The sequence below is a fragment of the uncultured Phyllobacterium sp. genome, from assembly GCF_902479695.1.
Taxonomy (GTDB): domain Bacteria; phylum Pseudomonadota; class Alphaproteobacteria; order Rhizobiales; family Rhizobiaceae; genus Phyllobacterium; species Phyllobacterium calauticae.
This window is the reverse complement of the sequence record NZ_CABSQF010000047.1, coordinates 1-18607: the sequence shown is the minus strand read 5'-3', so window position 1 is coordinate 18607 and position 18607 is coordinate 1. Positions and strand designations below refer to the sequence as shown.

Sequence of the window (18607 nt, the reverse complement as noted above, 5' to 3'; positions counted from 1 at the left end):
GCGCTGACTGCCGTGCATACCACGGTTCATGACAATCGGAATTTGAAACTATGAAAATCAACCGTTCTGCTTTTGCGGGCCTCGCGCTCGCCGCTCTCCTCGCATCCATGTCTTCGGCCCATGCGGCCCCGTCCGACTACGAATTCAAGCTGGTCACCAGCGAAATCCAGAAGAACGACGCGGCGACCATTGCCGTCAGGCTGATCGATAAACGTTCGGGCAAGCCTGTCGAAAATGCCGTCATTTCGGCAACCCGCATCGACATGCAGCCCGATGGCATGGAAATGATGATCACGCCGGCCAAGGCCATGCCAACAACGGAAGCGGGCGTCTATTCCTTCAAGACGAACCTGTCGATGGCGGGAAACTGGCGCTTCTCGGTCGCTGCAAAAGTGCAGGGTGAAGAGGGCACCGTCGAAAACAAACTCGTTTTCAAAGTCGTGCAGTGAAACGCACGACTTCCGCACTCGTTCTGGTCGCCGTCATCGCGGCGGCCGGAACGGGCGGCTATTGGGTAGGCCAGCACGGCCTGCCTACAGCCGTTGTTGCCCTCATGCCGAAAATCGCAAAGGCGGAAACCATCGACAGTATGCCGGCATCGGGTCCTGTCATCTATTACCGTCATCCCGATGGATTGCCGGAATATTCCGGCACTCCGGCCAAAACACCGGACGGGCGGGCATTCCGGCCCGTGCTTGCCAGCGAAGATGTGAGTTTCGACGATGCTAAACCGGCCGCTGGGAAAATGCCGGATAAGCCCGGTGAACGCAAAGTTCTCTATTACCGCAATCCTATGGGCCTGCCGGATACATCGCCGCTGCCGAAAAAGGACTCCATGGGAATGGACTATATTCCCGTTTTCGACGGCGAAGACACCAATGATGGCTCGGTAACGATATCGCCGGGTAAATTGCAACGGTCGGGTGTGAAAACGGCCGTTGCCCGGATGGGCACAATCATTCGGCCTGTGCGGGTTCCCGGAACGATCCAGCTGGATGAGCGCCGTGTCAGCGTGGTTTCCACCCGCACGGAAGCCTTCGTTGAAAAGGTCGCCAATGTTACGACAGGGGATATCATTGCTGAAGGGCAGCCGCTTGTCAGTTTCTACGCCAGAGAAATCGCGACGGCAGGTGCGCAGTACATCACCGATCTTAAAACCGATAACACGGGATCGAACGGCGGCAGCAGGCTGCGCCTCGAAAATCTCGGTGTGCCGGAAAAGGTCATTGCCGACATCCGCGAGAACCGGAAAGTGCCGTCATCCATCACGTTGACTGCGCCTCGCCGTGGCGTCGTTCTCGAACGCTCGGCCGTTGAAGGCATGATGGCAGCGCCCGGTGCCTTGCTGTTCAGGATCGCCGACATCTCCAATGTCTGGGTCATGGCTGACGTGCCCGAGTATGAGCTTGGATCCGTGCGGGTTGGTGCTGACGTGACGATCAAGGTCCGCAGCCTTCCGGGCGAGGAGTTCAAGGGAAAGGTCGATCTGATCTATCCGGATATTCAGGCGCAGACGCGTACCGCCCGCGTCCGGATCGAGTTGTCCAACCCGGACGGAATATTGCGGACAAATATGTATGCGGACGTTGAGATCGCCTCCGGCAACGGCGATCCGGTTGTCACCGTTCCCGATAGCGCCGTTATCGACAGCGGTGATCGTCAGGTGGTGATCCTCGACCGGGGAGACGGCAAGTTCGAACCGCGCAAGGTCAAGGTCGGCAAGCGCGGCGATGGTATGGCCGAAATCAGTGGTGGAATCAGCGCCGGAGACAAAGTCGTCGCGTCGGCAAACTTCCTGATCGATGCCGAAAGCAACCTGAAGTCAGCGCTCAATACGCTTGCTCCTTCTGAGGTGAAGCCATGATCGCACGTATCATTGACTGGTCAGCCCGCAATCTCATCATTGTTTTCTTTGCGTCGATCATGGCGGTCGGTGCCGGCATTTACGCCATCCGCACACTGCCGCTGGACGCGATCCCGGACCTTTCCGACGTTCAGGTCATCGTCTTTACCGATTATCCCGGCAAGGCACCGCAGGTTGTCGAGGATCAGGTGACCTATCCGCTGACGACATCGATGCTGACGGTGCCGAAGTCCAAAGTCGTCCGCGGCTTCTCCTTCTTCGGTGTGTCGTTCGTCTATGTGATCTTTGAAGACGGAACGGACATGTATTGGGCACGCAGCAGGGTGCTCGAGTATCTGAATGCCGCCGCAAGTCGTCTGCCGGCAGGCGTTACGCCGACGCTCGGGCCCGACGCCACAGGTGTCGGCTGGGTCTATCAGTATGCGCTTGTTGCCAAGGAACAGTCGCTTGCCGAGCTGCGCTCGATGCAGGACTGGATCGTCCGTTTCGGCGCATCGAAGGCCGAAGGCGTGTCGGAAATTGCCGGGCTCGGCGGCTTCGTCAAGCAATACTCCATCGTCGTCGATCCGGCACGACTGAAGTCGCAGGGTGTCACTCTGGATGAGGTTGGCGCAGCTGTCCGTGCCAGCAACATGGATACAGGCGGACGGACGGTAGAACTGTCTGAATTCGAATTCATGGTGCGCGGGCGCGGTTATCTCAAGAACGTCTCAGACATCGAGAATATCGTTTTGAAAACTCAGAATGGCGTTCCGCTCAGGCTTTCGGATGTTGCTGCCGTGGAAATCGTCCCCGACGAGCGGCGCGGCATTGCCGAAATGGACGGGGCTGGCGAGGTCGCCAGCGGCATCGTGCTTCAGCGCGTCGGCTCCAATGCGCTGACGGTCATCGACAACGCCAAGACAAGTCTGGCGGAAATCAAGAAGAGCCTGCCGGCAGGCACCGATATCGTTCCGGTTTACGACCGTTCGACGTTGATCAATTCTGCGATTGAAACTCTGCAAAGAACACTTTTTGAGGAAAGCATTGTCGTTGCGCTGGTAACGATCATTTTTCTGCTTCATGTCAGAAGTGCCCTCGTTGCCATCATCATGCTGCCTGTTGGTATCCTGATGGCCTTCATTGCCATGAAATGGCTGGGGCTGGGGGCCAACATCATGAGTCTTGGCGGTATTGCCATTGCCATCGGGGCAATGATCGATGCGGCTATCGTCATGATTGAAAACGCCCATAAACATCTGGAGCGTGCGCCGCCCGGCAAACCCCGGGTCGAAATACTGATCGAGGCGGCGGCGGAGGTTGGACCGGCCCTGTTCTTCAGCCTGCTGATCATCACAGTGTCGTTCATCCCGATTTTCACACTCGAAGGTCAGGAGGGCAAACTGTTCGGGCCGCTGGCATTCACCAAGACGTTCTCGATGGCTGCCGCAGCGCTTCTGTCGGTTACTCTGGTGCCTGCACTGATGATCCTGTTCGTGCGCGGCCGTATCATTCCGGAGCACAAGAACCCCGTGAACCGCTTTCTGATCGCCATCTACCGACCGCTGATCACAATGGTCCTGAAGGCAAAGTATCTCACCATCCTGATCGCACTTGCCGCTCTTGTCGTCACGATTTGGCCTGCGCGCCAGCTTGGCAGCGAGTTCATGCCCAACCTCGACGAAGGCACGCTGATGTATATGCCCACGACGTTGCCGGGAATATCCGTCACCAAGGCTGCCGAGTTGCTGCAGACACAGGACAGGATCATCAAGTCGTTTCCGGAAGTCGAATCCGTCTTTGGTAAATCGGGAAGGGCGGACACGGCGACCGATCCGGCGCCGACTGAAATGTTCGAAACCATCATCAACCTGAAACCGAAGTCGCAATGGCGGCCGGGCGTCACTGCCGACAGTCTGAAGAACGAAATGGATGCTGCCTTGCAGTTTCCAGGTGTTTCGAATGCCTGGACCATGCCGATCAGGGCGCGCACCGACATGCTGTCCACGGGTATCCGCACACCTGTTGGCGTCAAAGTGTACGGTACGGACCTTGCTCAAATGGAAGGGGTGGCAAGACAGATCGAGCGGGTGCTGAAATCCGTTCCGGGGACGTCGAGCGCCTATGCCGAGCGGGTCATCGGTGGATACTTCCTCGATATTGTTCCGGACAGGGTGGCGCTCGGACGTTACGGCCTGTCGATCCAGAATGTTCAGGATGTCATCTCCATGGCCCTGGGTGCGCAGCAAATCACCCAGACCGTGGAAGGACGGGAACGTTACGGCGTCACCATCCGTTATCCCCGGTCGCAGCGCAGTGATCCGCAAGCCATCGCCCGCGATGTGCAGATTGCTTTGCCGGGCGGCGGAACGGTTCCGCTCGGTGAAGTCGCCAAGGTCGAATTGACCCGCGGCGCAACCTCCATCCGCACTGAAAACGGCCAACTGGTGGTCTATATCTTTGTCGATATCACGGGCCGGGATCTCGGCGGCTATGTTCATGAGGCCAAGCAGGCTGTGGCCGATCAAGTCAAACTGCCGGCGGGCTACTCCGTCGCCTGGAGCGGTCAGTTTGAATACCTCGAACGGGCCGAAGCCAAGCTGAAGATCGTGGTGCCGCTGACGCTGGCGATCATCTTCCTGCTGCTCTACCTCAACTTCAAGGCGCTCACGGAAACCCTGATCGTCATGCTGTCGCTGCCATTCGCCCTGGTGGGCGGTATTTGGCTGATGTGGTGGCTCGGCTTCAACACGTCGGTCGCCGTGGCGGTCGGCTTCATTGCGCTGGCAGGGGTGGCAGCCGAGACGGGCGTGATCATGCTGATCTACCTTGATCAGGCGTTGAAGGAAGTCCGGACAAGACGGGCGGCAAGCGGGGGCGTGTTTACACGAGCCGATCTCAATGAAGCCATCATGATGGGTGCGGTCGAACGTGTCCGGCCGAAGATGATGACCGTCGTTGCCATCATGGCAGGGCTTCTGCCTATCCTGTGGAGTACGGGAACGGGATCGGAAGTCATGCAGCGCATTGCCGTACCGATGATCGGCGGCATGATCTCATCGACACTGCTGACGCTCATTGTCATTCCTGCCGTCTATGGCATCGTCAAGGGATGGAATTTGAGGGTGGCAGGCGCGATGGAAGCGCATGACACGGGCAGCCTGCCGATACCGGCGACAATGAATCCGCAAGCTGGAGGTACACGCTGATGAAGAGACGCGAATTCTTATGTACAGGCATCGGGGCAGCTTTTGTTGCCCTGACCGTTGGCAAGGCCAAAGCTGCAACGCCATCGGTGATGACAATATACAAGGACCCGAACTGCGGATGCTGCAATCTCTGGGCGAAGTCGATGGAGACCGAAGGCTTCAAGGTCGAACGCGTGAACACGGACGACCTGCCGGGCATCAAGAAGCGCTTCGGCGTTCCGGCAGAGATTGAAGGGTGCCACACGGCAACCGTCGAGGGCTATTTCCTCGACGGGCACGTGCCGTTGGAGGCGGTCAGAAAACTTCTTGCGGAAAAACCTGGCATCGCCGGGCTGGCGGTGCCAGGCATGCCCGCCGGGTCTCTCGGCATGGGCAATGACCCCAGTGCCAGTTATGATGTCTTTGCTGTTGCCAAAGGACCGGACCGGAAGGTGTCGGTTTATTACGAGGTCAGGCCAAAAAGTTAGGAGGATACCCGCGCAGGGCCGACCATGTGCCGATCAGGACGTCGGCATTTCCCGGCGCGGTCCTTCCGCCATGGAGGCAAGTCACAGTTCTTGACAGCGATCAAACATATCTGTAAATCTGGATATATGGAAAAAGAAAACACCATTGAGGCCTTTTCGGCTCTTGCTCAACCCTCGCGCATGGATGCGTTCAAGCTGATCGTGATGCACGAGCCGGAGGGGATCGCTGCCGGGGAAATCGCCCGTATGCTCGATGTTCCTCAGAACACCATGTCGACACATCTCGCGATCCTGTCACGTGCTGGCTTGATCACTTCGGCGCGCCAAAGCCGTTCCATCATCTACAGAGCCAATTTCGGCAAGCTGCGTGCGGCCATCAACTATCTCCTGAAGGATTGCTGCGCAGGGCACCCGGACATTTGCGCACCGCTCATCGCCGACATTGTTCCCTGTTGCCCGCCCGAGGAAAACGCAATGCCTGAACGCGCCCGGTCTGATGCGATCATGGTCAAAGCAGAAAGGACTGTCTGATGACCGTCACCATTTATCACAATCCATCCTGTGGCACGTCCCGCAATGTCCTGGCGTTGATACGCAATGCGGGCATCGAGCCGACCGTCATCGAATATCTCAAGACGCCGCCCGCCCGACAGGAACTGAAGGATCTGATCCGCAGGGCAGGGCTGACCGTGCGCGAGGCTATCCGCGAAAAAGGAACGCCTTATGCGGAATTGGGGCTGGATGACCTGTCCTTGAATGACGAGCAGCTGTTGGACGCCATGGAGGCCCATCCGATCCTGATCAATCGCCCCTTTGTCGTTACGGAAAAGGGCGTGCGTCTTGCCCGGCCATCCGAAGCGGTCCTCGATATCCTGCCGAGCCCGCAAAAAGGCGCCTTCGCCAAGGAAGACGGCGAAGTCGTCATCGACAGTGAGGGGAAGCGCATTGTCTGATTTGCCCAATGTCGCGTCGAGCGTCCTGCAGATTCCGGAGCCTGAAAAGCTGTCTGCAGCATTCTCGGCACACCGTCCGCGCATCCTTCTGCTTTACGGCTCCCTCCGAAGAGTGTCCTACAGCCGTTTTCTGACCCAGGAAGCAGCGCGCCTGCTGGAGCATTTTGGGGCGGAAACCCGCATTTTCGATCCGGCTGGCCTGCCTTTGCCTGACGATGCGCCGGTTGATCATCCGAAAGTTCAGGAGCTGCGCGACCTCTCGCTGTGGTCGGAGGGGCAGGTATGGACCAGCCCTGAACGGCACGGTGCGATGACCGGGGTGATGAAATCGCAGATCGACTGGATACCCCTTGCCATGGGCGCGATCCGTCCCACGCAGGGGCGGACGCTGGCGGTCATGCAGGTGTCCGGCGGGTCGCAATCATTCAATGCGGTCAATCAGATGCGGGTGCTTGGCCGCTGGATGCGCATGATCACGATCCCGAACCAGTCGTCGGTCGCCAAGGCCTATCAGGAGTTTGACGAAAACGGACGGATGAAACCGTCTGCCTATTATGACCGCGTTGTCGATGTGATGGAGGAATTGGTCAAATTCACGCTGCTGACGCGCGATATCTCCGGCTATCTCACCGATCGCTACAGTGAGCGAAAGGAAGATGCGGCGGCGCTTGAAAAGAGAGTCGCGCTGAAGTCGGCTGTTTAACGCATCATCTGGCGGGCTGATGTCCATCACATCGATACCTTGTTCTGTGCCGGCCCTGGAAGCGTTCAGACTGCTTCAATGTCTCGGCCCATATTGATGTGAGGCCCAAGACGCCGGGAACCTTTTGCTGCAAATATCATCTATGATGGCCAGAGGAGTTCAGGATGATGGTATTACCGGCAAAGACAGCGTCCCCATCCGGTCATGGGGACGATGTCGAACTTGTTCGACGTGCGCTGATCAGGGATGCCGATGCTTTCCGCACAATAATGCGGACGCATAATCGCCGGCTTTACCGAATTGCCCGCGGCGTCATTCGGGATGACAGCGAAGCCGAGGATATCGTTCAGGAGGCCTATTGCTCTGCCTTCTCTCATCTCGACCAGTTCCGGGGTGAATCCTCACTCGCAACCTGGCTTTCCCGCATTGTCATCAATGAAGCTTTGGGACGTTTGCGCAAAAAGCGGCGTGCGCCGGATCTTGCGGCTTCGATGAGCCGGAATTCTGACACGCGGATCATCCCGTTTCCCATCAAAACAGGTGAAGACCCGGAGCGGTTAATGGCACAGCGGCAGATTTTGCAAATGGTTGAAAGGGCAACCGATGCTCTTCCCGACGTGTACAGGACTGTTTTTATCGCGCGCGTGATCGAGGGGCTCAGTCAGGAGGAGACAGCGGAGGTGCTTGGGATCAGAGTGGAGACGGTCAAGACACGTCTGCATCGCGCTCGTGCGCTCGTACGCAAACAGTTGGACGACCAGATCGGCCCGGTCTTGATGGATGCCTTTCCATTCGCTGGACAGCGCTGCGCCCGTTTGACAGCCGCAGTCATGAAACAGCTCGGCTTTATCGAGTGAACTCAGGGAACTTTTTTCGCTATTCAACATCAAATGGCTGTCAGTTGAAAAAACGACCCGGATATTCCTCCGGGCGAAGGAGGTATTATGTTCTCTCGGACAATGACGGCCCTGGCTGTTCTTTCCCTATTGGGCAGCATTTCACTCGCTCATGCGGCAGACAAGCCAACCGACCCGCAAATTGCTCACATTGCCTATACGGCAGGCATCATCGATATCGAAGCTGCCAAACAGGCGATTGCCAAATCAAAAAACAAAGACGTTGTTGCCTTTGCCAGGGACATGATGCGCGATCATGAAGCGGTCAACACGCAAGCTCTCGCACTGGTCAAAAAGCTGAAGGTCACTCCCGAGGACAACGACACCAGCCGTTCGCTCGTCAAGGCGGCCACCGCCGAACGCGCCAAGCTGGACAAGTTCGATGGTACCGCCTTTGACAAGGCCTATGTGACCAACGAGGTGACCTATCACAAGCAGGTCAACGGCGCGCTTGAAACCTTGCTCATTCCTTCAGCAAAAAATGCTGAGCTTAAAAGCCTGCTGGAAACTGGACTGAAGATCTTCCAGGGGCATGAGCAGCACGCCGAACATGTTGCGGCCGGGCTCAAATAGGGCAGACCGATGGCGTCGCAACTCAAGGCATGGATCTCGATTGTCCTGATACTGGGTATGGGGTCCATTCCTGCCAGGGCGGAAACCATACGGGTCACGATCGAGAAGATGGCGTTTACCCCAGCCGTCATCACCGCAAAAGTTGGCGACAGGATCGAATGGATCAACAAGGATATCGTGGATCATACGGCAACAGTGAAAGGCGGATGGGATGTCGTGATCTCCTCCGGCAAAGCGGCAACGCTCCAGCTTGAGCAAGCAGGGCCGGTTGAGTTCTATTGCCGCTTTCATCCCAACATGAAGGGGCGCGTTACCGTGACTCGCTAGTTTTCGAGGTTGCAGAAAAATAACCGGACGGACCCCGGCGGTCCTTGGCACCGGGAACAACCGGTCAATGAGACGTCATAGCGCCGATCTGTCCGGGCGGATTGGCGAAGTCCTCATGGATGAGCTCGGCAGAACCGGTTATCGGTTTCCCCTTGTGGTCAAAACGCAGCACAACCATGTAGTCGAAAACATCGTCGGGCCATTGCCCGCCGGGCAACAGCCTCGACGGATCACCTCCCAATGCTTCGATGAGCTGCGAGAGTTTGCCGTGATGCCAGGCAATGAGCACCGATTTGCCGTGCGGCTCGGTTCTCAAAGCCTTGGTAAGGCCGGTCAGATCTTTGTTGCCGAATCTCAGATCGATAGGCAGCCCCAGCGCTTGGCTCAGTGGCTCCAGGGTCAGCCGTTCGCGGGCACTGTTCTTGGAATCTGCGGTCGCAATCAGCGTGTCGGGCCGGAATGGATGGCCGTCGAGCGTCAGGTGCTGAAAATACGCGCTATAGGCCTGCGCCCGTTTTTCACCAGCCGGAGAGAGACCTGTTCCGCTGTCCGGCTTTTCTCCATGGCGGATAATGGCAATTGTCACATCGGCGAGACCGGTCGTCTTGCCTTCGAAAGCAAATCCGCTGGCACAGAGCAATGCGTTCGAGCCGATCAGGATCGTCATGACAAGAGCCAGACACCTCGCGTATTTGTTCTGCATGATGGAGAAAACTCCCAGGGGCATTTTCGTTTCCTTTATTAGGCGCATTCAAGATGCGGCTCATCTCCTGTCCGTTTTTCCATTCTATGCGCTGCGATCAGGTTTTCATATGCTGTTCGGCCAGAATGGCCCAAACATCACCTTCGCGCCCATTGGGCCCTACAACAGGTGCGCGCAGAAACGTGAGAGATATTGGGGCTTGAACTGATTTTCAGGTGGCTGACGGTTTTGATGCCAGAATATCAACCATCTGAATATCGGGTGGAGTGGCAAAGAGTTCGTCAGCCCGTCCCATCAGCAGCTTGGCGAGATCGCCGGCAAGGTGTGCATCGCGCGCACCGGCAGTGTTGAATGTGTCAAAGATCGCGAATGCCGATGGACCGCTGCGCACAGCAAACCACGACACCGTATCACGCTCCTTGTTGACGATAGCCAGCCCTGCAATGAGGAAAGACTCCACATCATCTTCCTTGCCTGCTTTTGCTTCAAGCGAGACATAGAGACCGTATTTTACCATGGGATTGTCCTTTCCTGCGGTCCGTTAAAACTGGCCCCTATTCATATCATATTAGCAGGGGCCAGCCGACTGTTCCCTTCGTACCGGGAACCGGAAACGGATTTACATCTTGGGCAACAGAACTTTGTCGATGACGTGAATGACACCGTTTGACTGTTTGACGTTGGCGATCGTCACATTGGCAACCGTGCCGTTTTCATCGGTCAAAGTCAGCTTGTCGCCCTTGTATTTTGCTGTCCACACGCAACCGCCAACGGTCTTTACCGGGTGCGCGCCCTTGTCATCATCGACCATCTTCATGATGGCCTTCGAATCCGCATTGGCGGCGACGACATGGCAGGTCAGGATCTTGGTAAGCTTGTCCTTGTTTTCAGGCTTCAGCAAGGTTTCGACCGTGCCCTTGGGCAGCGCGTCAAATGCTGCATTGGTTGGTGCAAAGACAGTGAAGGGACCCTTGCCCTGCAAAGTTTCGACAAGGCCCGCTGCCTTGACGGCTGCGACGAGTGTGGTGTGATCTTTGGAGTTCACGGCGTTTTCAATAATGTTTTTATTTTCGTACATGGGTGCACCGCCGACCATGGGATTCTCCGCAAACGCGGCTCCCGAAATCAACACAGATGCGAGTGCAACCAGGCGAATGGAATTGGTGAACATTTCTCTCTCCACTGTTTTTTCCCTTTGATTGGGAAGCGGCGGAGTTACGAGCGGCTTTTCAAATTAGTTTCAGCAGGGATCGAATAAGGGGACATTCACCGGGAAGAAGCGTGCCCGATCCGGCGGCGGCGTATCCTTTTGCTGGATCCGTCCGTCTTGGCTGTTGACGGGCTGTCATCTCGACATCGCCCTCCCAAACGAATTGGAGCGTTACCATGGAGAGCAAGCAGAGTCTGGCAAACAAGATACACTACGAAAAGCTCGGGGAGGCTTGGCGCAGCGGTCGCGAATTGCCGCCGGAAGTCTCCGAATGGTCTGTCTTGACGACGGAACCGGGCGGCGTCGATTACATCGAGACGAACCTCGGCGACAAGACAGCGCTGTGGGTTCAGCCAAAACGGGCGGCCAAGGATCGGGTCATGCTCTACCTGCACGGCGGTGGCTATGTCGGCGGATCGATCTGGACCCATCGCAAGATGGTCGGGCACCTCGCCAAGGCGATTGGCTGTTACGCCTTGCTTGCCACCTACGACTACGCGTTTCAGAGCAAGTTCCCGCGCCAAATCGAGCAGGCCGTGACTGCGTTCGCGTGGCTGGGCGAGCAGGGCATCAGGCCGAAGCACATTATAGGTGCGGGCGATTCCGCTGGCGCGGGCCTGATCATTGCGGCCGCGATGAAACTCCGTGATGCGGGACGTCCCTTGCCGGCCGCGATCCTCAGTATCTCCGGCTGGCATGATCTGTCGGCAAGCGGGCTCTCTTACGAAGTTAACCGCGAGAAGGACGCCTTCTTCCAGAAGGCGACCGTGGATATGCTGGCATCGCAAGTCCTTGGAGGGGCTGATGCCCGACATCCATTCGCCAGCCCAATCTTTGCCGATCTCAAGAGCCTGCCGCCGATCTATCTGCAGGCGGGCGGAGACGAAACCCTGCTCGACGACAGCCGAGCGCTCGCCGACCGCGCGAAGGCTGCCGGCGTCGAGGTGCGCTTGGAGATATTTCCGGGTATGCTGCATTCGTTCCAGATGATGGCTGGCCGCGCGCCCGAAGCCGACGACGCGATAGAGCGGTTCGCACAATGGGTTCGCCCCAGGCTCGGCCTGACTGGAACCGCAGCAACACCCGGCGAAAGTCAGGAGGTCGCATGACTCGCAAATTGAAAGTGGGCAAATGCGCGTTTGCAGACCTTGGCCATGCGCTCGTCCGCCTGAAGGCTTATCGATACGCATCGCTTCAGGAACGGCGTCGTGGTCCTCACCTGTGTTCCTCGATGACGCCAAGATGTGGCAGGTGAAGGACATGCCTGAGCGACCGAACGGCTTATTCGACGCGCAGTATCGAGCCTTCCTCGAGACGGTATCAGACGTCCGCGCCCAATTGCATCGTTACTGCGCCCGCATGACCGGTTCACGGCTCGACGGTGAGGATCTCATGCAGGAGACGCTGTTCGAGGCCTACACGAAGATCGAGACCCTCGACGATGCCAGCAGGCTAAAGCCCTGGCTCTTTCGCATCGCTCACAACCGCTGCATTGACTTCCTGCGGCGGCGCGATGCGCGCGAGCGCGCGGAAAGCGCCTATTCGGACGATATCGGTGTCGTCGCTGCGGAGCCGGCGACGACCGGTGCACATCGCGCCATCGAACGGCTGGTGGGCCACCTGCCGCCCAAGGAGCGCGCCTGCGTCCTCCTGAAGGATGTGTTCGACTATTCGCTGGAAGAGACCGCAGAGCTCGTGGACTCGACGGTTGGCGGCGTCAAATCCGCGCTCTCCCGCGGACGGGCGAAGCTCGCCGACCTGCCGGCGGAACCTGCCGGCGAACCGAGCAGTCCGCTTGATCCCGACACCGCGCGGATATTGCAGTGCTATGTTGACCTCTTCAACCGCCATGACTGGGATGGCGTGCGCAGCCTCACCAGCGCCGATGCTCGGTTGCGGGTCGCCGACTGCTTCGACGGCCTGCTCAGAAACTCTCCCTATTTCGCCGAATACGAGCGAAACCCGGACACCTGGACCATGGAGTTCGGGGCGATCGACGGAGAACCTGTCCTGCTCGTGCTCTTCCAGCGAGGCGACCGGTGGCAGGTCGCGTGGCCGGTTCGCGTCCGTGTCGCCGGTCGGGTCATCGACCGCATCGAAGATTATTATGCCTGCCCGTGGGTCATTGGAAACGCCTCGGAGGCCGACTTGCAACGCATGGCCGGGTCCGCCGTTTTGCAGGGAGCATGACGGAGGCGGTGCAGAGGAGGGCCCGCGACGGGCAGTCACCAATCCATGGCCATTGAGGCCTAATGGCTGGGAGAATCTTTGCGGGTGTTCGCATAGGCAACCAGCGCCTGTTGTCGCGCTGCTTGATGGTCAACGATGGGATGGGGGTAGTTCTGGCCCAGAACAACCCCCGCCTCGTTCAAAATGTTCTCGGGTGCCAGCCAAGGTGCGTGCAGATATTTGTCGGAAAGATTTTTCAGCTCCGGAACAAATTCCCGCACATAGGCGCCCAATGAATCGAACTTGGCGCCCTGCAACATAGGATTGAAAATCCGGAAATAAGGCGCGGCATCTGCACCTGATCCTGCAACCCATTGCCAACTGGCGGCATTGCTGGCGGGGTCGGCATCCACAAGCGTATCCCAAAACCACGGTTCGCCCCTGCGCCAGTCGACGCGCAGATGCTTGATCAGAAATGATGCGGTGATCATACGGACCCGATTGTGCATCCAGCCTGTTTTCCAGAGTTGGCGCATGCCGGCATCGACGATCGGATAACCCGTCCGGCCCTGTTGCCATGCCTTGAGATCATCGGCCTTGTTCCGCCAAGCGAAGCCATCAAACGATGCATTGTAGTTCTTGGTCGCAAGCGCGGGATTGTTGAACAGCAGATGGTAGGAAAATTCCCGCCAGCCGATTTCCCTGCGGAATTTATCCACATCCTTGCCTTCCCGCGCAAGGCTCGGTGATTTCAGGGCATGCCATATCTGGAACGGTGTGATCTCACCGTGGGCGAGATGGGGGGAAAGCCTTGACGTTGCTTCGATGGCAGGCTTGTCCCGATCATGATCGTAGCCGCCAATAGCGCCGCCGAGAAAGGCGGCAAGCTTTTCCTGTGCGCCGTTTTCCCCCGGCGTCCAATCCTCGGCAAAGTCCTTCGCCCAGTCGGGTTTGCCAGGCAGAAGCGCCCAGTCGTTCAGGCACTGCGAACCCATCGATTCATGATATGGCTCCAGCGTTCGCGGTGCTGGAACCGGGTCACGCGGTTCCGGACCTGCCGTCAAAGCGCGCCAGAACGGCGAATAGACGCGATAGAACCCGCCAGTGCCGGTTTTGAACAAGAACGGCTCATGCAGGAGATGCCCGTCAAAGCTTTCTGCCGATATGCCTCGGCGGCTGAGTTCGGATTTGAGGCTTGTGTCCGTCCTGACGCCGGGGGGATCGTACCGCCTGTTCCACAGAACCATGTCGGCGCCTGTGTCGTCCAGCAACCGATCAACAATGGTCTGTGTCGCTCCGCCTTTGAGAACAAGGTTCGCGCCAAGAACCCTGAGCGACGCTGAAAGCGCAGCCAGTGAGTGGTGCAGCCACCATTGGCGCGCCCCGCCGACAGGCCGTGATGCTTCGGTGTTCCCATCATCCCGAATGAATACGGGAATGACTGGTTTGCCTGTGTTTGCGGCTGCATACAGGGCACGATTGTCGCTGATCCGCAGATCGTGTCTGAAGAGGACAATGACGGGGAAACGGGTGGCCGATGATTGCTGTTCAGTCATGTATGCCTGTTATTTTGAGAACTGCGTATCCGATTCCGTTCGGCGCGGAATGATTGTCCGGGTTTGAACAGGCGTCCGCGGCCGGGGTCTGCATTTGACACCCTTGACCCAGATCCATAGGGCTTCCCAATGGATGCCGGCAATGACCTTGAGAGTCAGCAGGGGATAGCCGAGAAACAGCTTTAGCAACTGGCGGTCGCTGAATTCCTGCCGCTTGCCTGAAAAGGCTGTTGCGATGATGAGCCCGTCCTTGTCGCTCGCGTTGATGGCAACCGATGCTGTATCGGCTGGTCTGGTGATGGTGAAATCATAGTCCAGCGCCATCTCCATGAACGGTGAAACGTAGAATTCCTTGCCGCATTCCTGATGCAACGGTTTGCCGTCGTCCGTATCGCCCAGCGGAAAAACGTAGCTGTGACGCTGGCCGAACGTGTTGTTGACCTCGTAGATCAGTGCCTTCAGCCTGCCGTTCCTGTCATGGCAGAAATAGACGCTCAGCGGGTTGAACACATAACCAAGTATTCTGGGCATGGTCATCAGCTTGATAGGCCCACCATCGGGCACCATGCCGGCATCCCGCAAATGGTCCTCCACATAACCGCGCAGGTCCGGACACCGCGCTGCCGCATCAAACTTGGAGCCGTGGTCGCCATCGAAGAAACCGAAGAGATTGAACCGGTTGTGGGAGAACAACCGGCTGGCGCGCGCGATACCTTCGATCTCGTCAATATCGAGCAGCATGTAGAACATGCGGTAACGCAGAAAATGTTGTTTGGGGCGCAGGCGCCTATGGGTGACCCTGCCAGTGTAGATCGCCGAGCGGAAGGCATTCATGCCGCGACCCCGATTGGTTCGGGGCGGTTCTGGCGATAGATGCGCCCGGATTCATCGGCAACCTTCCAGGGTCTGCGCGCGCCGCCGAGATCTTCCGCCACCGCAAGGCCCGATTGCAATGCGTCTTCGTGGAAGCCCGCGCCAAAATAGGCGCCGCAGTACCAGGTGCTGCGCTGTCCCTGTATCTGCCAGAGCTGTTTTTGCGCCTGCATCGCCGCGCCGTCAAAAATCGGGTGGGTATAGGTTTCCCGGTGCAGGATTTTTTGCTCATCCGGCTGATGCTGCGGATTGAGTGTGACGAAGAACTGACGATCGGTTTCGAGCGGCTGCAATCGGTTCATCCAGTAGGTCACACACAGCTGGTTGCCCGGACCGGCAGCTTCCCGGCGCTGTCCCAGATAGTTCCAGCTGGACCAGACGGCCCGCCGTTTGGGCATGAGTGTGTCGTCTTCATGCAGAACAGCATGGTTCACCGAATAGCGGAAAGCGGAAAGAAGGTTTGCTTCCAGGGGCGTCGGGTCGGACAGCAACGCCAGCGATTCATCGGCGTGGCCGGCCAGGACAACGTGATCGAAAACCCGGGTAACACCATGGAAATCGGTCACGGCGGCGCTGTCTCTGCCGCGACGGATGGATGCGGCGGCACATCCGATCTGGATGCGGTCCCTGTAACCTGCCGTGAGGCGATCGACATAGGCGCGGCTGCCGCCCTTGACAGTACGCCATAGCGGCCGGTTGGCCAGTTTCAGCAGGCCGTGATTATCGCAAAAGCGGATGAACGCCTCCGCGGGATACTCGAGCAATGCCGATGCCGGCGCCGACCAGATGGCGGCTGCCATGGGCAGGAGGTGATCGTCGCGGAAGGCGCGGCCATATCCCTCCCGTTCCAGAAATTCACCCAGAGCAAGCAGGCCAAGTTTGCCCGCGTGGGCCGGAGTTTCGCGATAGAAGCGCAGGAGATCGCGCAGCATCATCCAGAAACGCGGATTGAACAGGTTGCGCTGCTGGGCAAACAGGCCGCTGAATCCGGTGCCCGAATACTCCAGCTTGCCGTTGTCGAGTGATACCGCAAAGGACATGTCCGATGCCGCTGTTTCCACGCCGAGATGGTCGAGCAGGGCAGTCAGATTCGGATAGGTATGTTCATTGAAAACGATGAAACCGGTATCAACCGGAATGGGGCTTCTGTCTATCTGGCCGACAAGGAATGTATTGCTGTGACCACCCACGCGCAGCTCACGTTCGAAAACGGTCACGTCATGATTCTGGGAAAGAAGCCATGCGGCGGACATGCCCGCAATACCCGATCCTATGACAGCAATTTTCAACGATGTTCTCCCGTACTCATCATGTGGAAACAACACGGATCGGGATGATCAGACGTTGTTTCTTGCAGCATCAGTGCATACGGTGGAAATACGGAATTGGATCAGGATTAGTTTCGGTGCTGATCCGATTGCGGCGCATCTGCGTATTGAGCGGTATGAATGGCTTCGCAACCTTTACCTTCGGCGATTTCCACAGGATATGGCAGCGTTTTGGACGCGGTCGGTTTTCGTATGCCGGAACAAAGCCGGCAATCAGGCGTACCGTTCAGACAATGACCGGGCCGGCCGATTATTCCGCAAAAATCCTTCGTATCGCGCAGCGCAGTGACAAGGCGGCTTTTGCCGAACTTTTCGGCTATTACGCGCCGCGTATCAAAGGGTTTTTCATGCGCGGCGGCATGGCGCCGGGGCAGGCCGAGGAACTGGCGCAGGAAACCATGCTGATGCTCTGGCGCAAGGCGTATCTGTTCGATCCCGCCAAAGCGTCGGCTTCCACCTGGATTTTCACGATTGCACGAAACCTGAGGGTCGATGCGATCCGGCGCGAGCGTTATCCCGCAGCGCATCTCATGGAAGAACATGAGCCGGATTTTGAACCTTCTCCGTCAGAGATGCTGCTGCGGCTGGAAGGCGAAACGCTGGTGCGCACCGCCATGCAGAAATTGTCGCCAGAACAGATGAGCGTCATCCAACTGCACTATTTTGATGACAAGCCGCACAGTGAGATCGCCCGGACGCTGGATTTGCCGCTGGGGACCGTCAAATCCCGGTTGCGTCTGGCGATGCAGCATCTCAGAAATCTGCTGGGCGAGGAATGAGCTGACATGACCCATCGCCCTTCCGATGAAATTCTGATGGCCTATGCCGCGGGTAGCCTTGCCCAGGGGCCGGCGCTCGTTGTCGCGGCACATTTGTCGCTCTGCCCGGACAGCACCGAACGCGTGCGGCAGTTCGAGGCTGCGGGTGGTATGGCGCTGGAGGACGTGCCCGTTGCGGAAATGGCAGCAGATGCCCTGGAACAGGTTCTTGCGCGTCTTGATACGCCATCACCCTTGCAGGTCATGCCGCAGGTCCGGCATCTTGCCGCTATGCCGGATGGTCTGGTTCTACCGTCACCGCTGGAGCAATATGACATCGGCAAATGGAAGTTCCTGGCGCCGGGCGTGCAGTGGAGCTCGATTGGCAGAGGTGGTGCGCCCCGCAATCGGCCGATGCTGCTGCGCGCGAAGCCCGGAATGGTGCTGCCGGAACACACCCATAGAGGTGTCGAATATACGCTGGTGCTCAAGGGGACGTTGCACGATGCGCTGGGTGATTATTATCCGGGCGATCTTGTTGTCGCCGATGCCAGTCTTGAACATGAGCCCAAGGCGGGGCCTGACGACGAATGCATCTGTCTGGCCGTCGTGGATGGGCGTTTGCAATTGAAGAGCGTGTTCGGCCGCCTTGTTCAACCATTGCTTGGATTTTAACGTGTTGCGTCAACTGCTGACACTTTTGACGGTTGTAACGCTGGTCGGATGTTCGGCCGGAAAGATGCTCGATATCACGACGTCATCCGGCGGGGCTTCTGTTACCCGGAACATTGCCTATGGCGGGGATCGGCGGCAGGTTCTGGATATCTATGCGCCCAAAAACACCAGCGCTGCCCCCATGGCAATTTTCTTTTACGGCGGCACCTGGCAAAGCGGGGATAAGGCAACATACGCTTTTGTGGCTTCGGCGCTGGCCGCCAGAGGTATCGTCACGGTGGTTCCGGATTACCGGCTGTATCCTGACGTGCGTTACCCGGCCTTCCTGCAGGATGGAGCCGCCGTGGTGCGCTGGGCGAAGGAT

General features: G+C 57.9%; 21 protein-coding genes. 15 read left to right on the top strand and 6 right to left on the bottom strand.

Annotation, left to right across the window (positions count from 1 at the left end; all coding sequences use genetic code 11):
* Positions 1 to 50: 50 nt before the first annotated feature.
* From RDL77_RS20895 to RDL77_RS20850, 10 genes are all read left to right on the top strand, one after another.
* The gene (locus RDL77_RS20895; protein WP_288194568.1) at positions 51 to 449 is read left to right on the top strand and encodes a FixH family protein; all 399 of its coding nucleotides are present in this window, start codon (positions 51 to 53) and stop codon (positions 447 to 449) included.
* The gene (locus RDL77_RS20890) at positions 446 to 1864 is read left to right on the top strand and encodes an efflux RND transporter periplasmic adaptor subunit (RefSeq protein WP_288194567.1); all 1419 of its coding nucleotides are present in this window, start codon (positions 446 to 448) and stop codon (positions 1862 to 1864) included. Before RDL77_RS20895 ends, RDL77_RS20890 begins: the two co-directional genes overlap by 4 nt.
* Positions 1861 to 5052, top strand: coding sequence for an efflux RND transporter permease subunit (locus RDL77_RS20885; RefSeq protein WP_288194566.1), 3192 nt, complete (start codon positions 1861 to 1863; stop codon positions 5050 to 5052). Before RDL77_RS20890 ends, RDL77_RS20885 begins: the two co-directional genes overlap by 4 nt.
* Positions 5052 to 5519: a DUF411 domain-containing protein gene (locus tag RDL77_RS20880; RefSeq protein WP_288194565.1), complete on the top strand. Its 468-nt coding sequence runs from the start codon at positions 5052 to 5054 to the stop codon at positions 5517 to 5519. Before RDL77_RS20885 ends, RDL77_RS20880 begins: the two co-directional genes overlap by 1 nt.
* A 126-nt stretch (positions 5520 to 5645) precedes the next feature.
* Positions 5646 to 6050: a helix-turn-helix transcriptional regulator gene (locus RDL77_RS20875; protein ID WP_288194579.1), complete on the top strand. Its 405-nt coding sequence runs from the start codon at positions 5646 to 5648 to the stop codon at positions 6048 to 6050.
* Positions 6050 to 6472, top strand: coding sequence for an arsenate reductase (glutaredoxin) (gene arsC, locus RDL77_RS20870; protein WP_223615799.1), 423 nt, complete (start codon positions 6050 to 6052; stop codon positions 6470 to 6472). Before RDL77_RS20875 ends, arsC begins: the two co-directional genes overlap by 1 nt.
* Positions 6465 to 7175, top strand: coding sequence for an arsenical resistance protein ArsH (gene arsH / locus RDL77_RS20865; RefSeq protein WP_223615798.1), 711 nt, complete (start codon positions 6465 to 6467; stop codon positions 7173 to 7175). The genes arsC and arsH overlap by 8 nt, the downstream gene beginning before the upstream one ends.
* A 164-nt stretch (positions 7176 to 7339) precedes the next feature.
* Positions 7340 to 8032, top strand: a complete 693-nt coding sequence (locus RDL77_RS20860) for an RNA polymerase sigma factor (RefSeq protein WP_288194564.1) — start codon at positions 7340 to 7342, stop codon at positions 8030 to 8032.
* 87 nt (positions 8033 to 8119) lie between these two features.
* On the top strand, positions 8120 to 8644 hold the full coding sequence (locus tag RDL77_RS20855) for a DUF4142 domain-containing protein (RefSeq protein WP_288194563.1): 525 nt from the start codon (positions 8120 to 8122) through the stop codon (positions 8642 to 8644).
* 9 nt (positions 8645 to 8653) lie between these two features.
* Positions 8654 to 8971, top strand: a complete 318-nt coding sequence (locus RDL77_RS20850) for a cupredoxin family copper-binding protein (RefSeq protein WP_288194562.1) — start codon at positions 8654 to 8656, stop codon at positions 8969 to 8971.
* Positions 8972 to 9035: 64 nt separating this feature from the next.
* On the opposite strand, the gene RDL77_RS20845 is transcribed toward RDL77_RS20850, so the two are convergent.
* The 3 genes from RDL77_RS20845 to RDL77_RS20835 all read right to left on the bottom strand — a co-directional run bounded on the left by RDL77_RS20845 (position 9036) and on the right by RDL77_RS20835 (position 10845).
* Positions 9036 to 9698: a flagellar basal body-associated protein FliL gene (locus RDL77_RS20845; protein ID WP_288194561.1), complete on the bottom strand. Its 663-nt coding sequence runs from the start codon at positions 9696 to 9698 to the stop codon at positions 9036 to 9038.
* Positions 9699 to 9885: 187 nt separating this feature from the next.
* Positions 9886 to 10191, bottom strand: coding sequence for a putative quinol monooxygenase (locus RDL77_RS20840; protein ID WP_288194560.1), 306 nt, complete (start codon positions 10189 to 10191; stop codon positions 9886 to 9888).
* A gap of 102 nt (positions 10192 to 10293) precedes the next feature.
* The gene (locus RDL77_RS20835) at positions 10294 to 10845 is read right to left on the bottom strand and encodes a fasciclin domain-containing protein (RefSeq protein ID WP_223615792.1); all 552 of its coding nucleotides are present in this window, start codon (positions 10843 to 10845) and stop codon (positions 10294 to 10296) included.
* A gap of 215 nt (positions 10846 to 11060) precedes the next feature.
* Here RDL77_RS20835 and RDL77_RS20830 point away from each other — a divergent pair, with 215 nt between their 5' ends.
* Positions 11061 to 11993 carry an alpha/beta hydrolase gene (locus tag RDL77_RS20830; RefSeq protein ID WP_288194559.1) on the top strand — a complete coding sequence of 311 codons (933 nt, stop codon included), beginning with the start codon at positions 11061 to 11063 and terminating at the stop codon, positions 11991 to 11993.
* 112 nt (positions 11994 to 12105) lie between these two features.
* The gene (locus RDL77_RS20825) at positions 12106 to 13074 is read left to right on the top strand and encodes a sigma-70 family RNA polymerase sigma factor (protein ID WP_288194558.1); all 969 of its coding nucleotides are present in this window, start codon (positions 12106 to 12108) and stop codon (positions 13072 to 13074) included.
* A 59-nt stretch (positions 13075 to 13133) separates the two neighbouring features.
* On the opposite strand, the gene RDL77_RS20820 is transcribed toward RDL77_RS20825, so the two are convergent.
* From RDL77_RS20820 to RDL77_RS20810, 3 genes are read right to left on the bottom strand one after another with little or no spacing between them, the layout of a single operon-like run.
* The gene (locus tag RDL77_RS20820; RefSeq protein WP_288194557.1) at positions 13134 to 14609 is read right to left on the bottom strand and encodes a deoxyribodipyrimidine photo-lyase; all 1476 of its coding nucleotides are present in this window, start codon (positions 14607 to 14609) and stop codon (positions 13134 to 13136) included.
* Positions 14610 to 14618: 9 nt separating this feature from the next.
* A complete protein-coding gene (locus RDL77_RS20815) occupies positions 14619 to 15443 on the bottom strand; it encodes a DUF1365 domain-containing protein (RefSeq protein ID WP_288194556.1) in 825 nt (274 codons plus the stop codon).
* Positions 15440 to 16771, bottom strand: coding sequence for an NAD(P)/FAD-dependent oxidoreductase (locus tag RDL77_RS20810; protein ID WP_288194555.1), 1332 nt, complete (start codon positions 16769 to 16771; stop codon positions 15440 to 15442). The genes RDL77_RS20815 and RDL77_RS20810 overlap by 4 nt, the downstream gene beginning before the upstream one ends.
* Positions 16772 to 17043: 272 nt before the next feature.
* On the opposite strand from RDL77_RS20810, the gene RDL77_RS20805 reads away from it, so the two are divergent.
* The 3 genes from RDL77_RS20805 to RDL77_RS20795 form a co-directional block, all read left to right on the top strand.
* Positions 17044 to 17589, top strand: a complete 546-nt coding sequence (locus RDL77_RS20805; RefSeq protein WP_288194554.1) for a sigma-70 family RNA polymerase sigma factor — start codon at positions 17044 to 17046, stop codon at positions 17587 to 17589.
* A gap of 6 nt (positions 17590 to 17595) precedes the next feature.
* Positions 17596 to 18243, top strand: a complete 648-nt coding sequence (locus RDL77_RS20800; RefSeq protein ID WP_288194553.1) for a ChrR family anti-sigma-E factor — start codon at positions 17596 to 17598, stop codon at positions 18241 to 18243.
* Between the two features lies 1 nt (position 18244).
* A partial coding sequence (locus RDL77_RS20795; protein ID WP_288194552.1) for an alpha/beta hydrolase occupies positions 18245 to 18607 on the top strand: 363 nt, incomplete at its 3' end.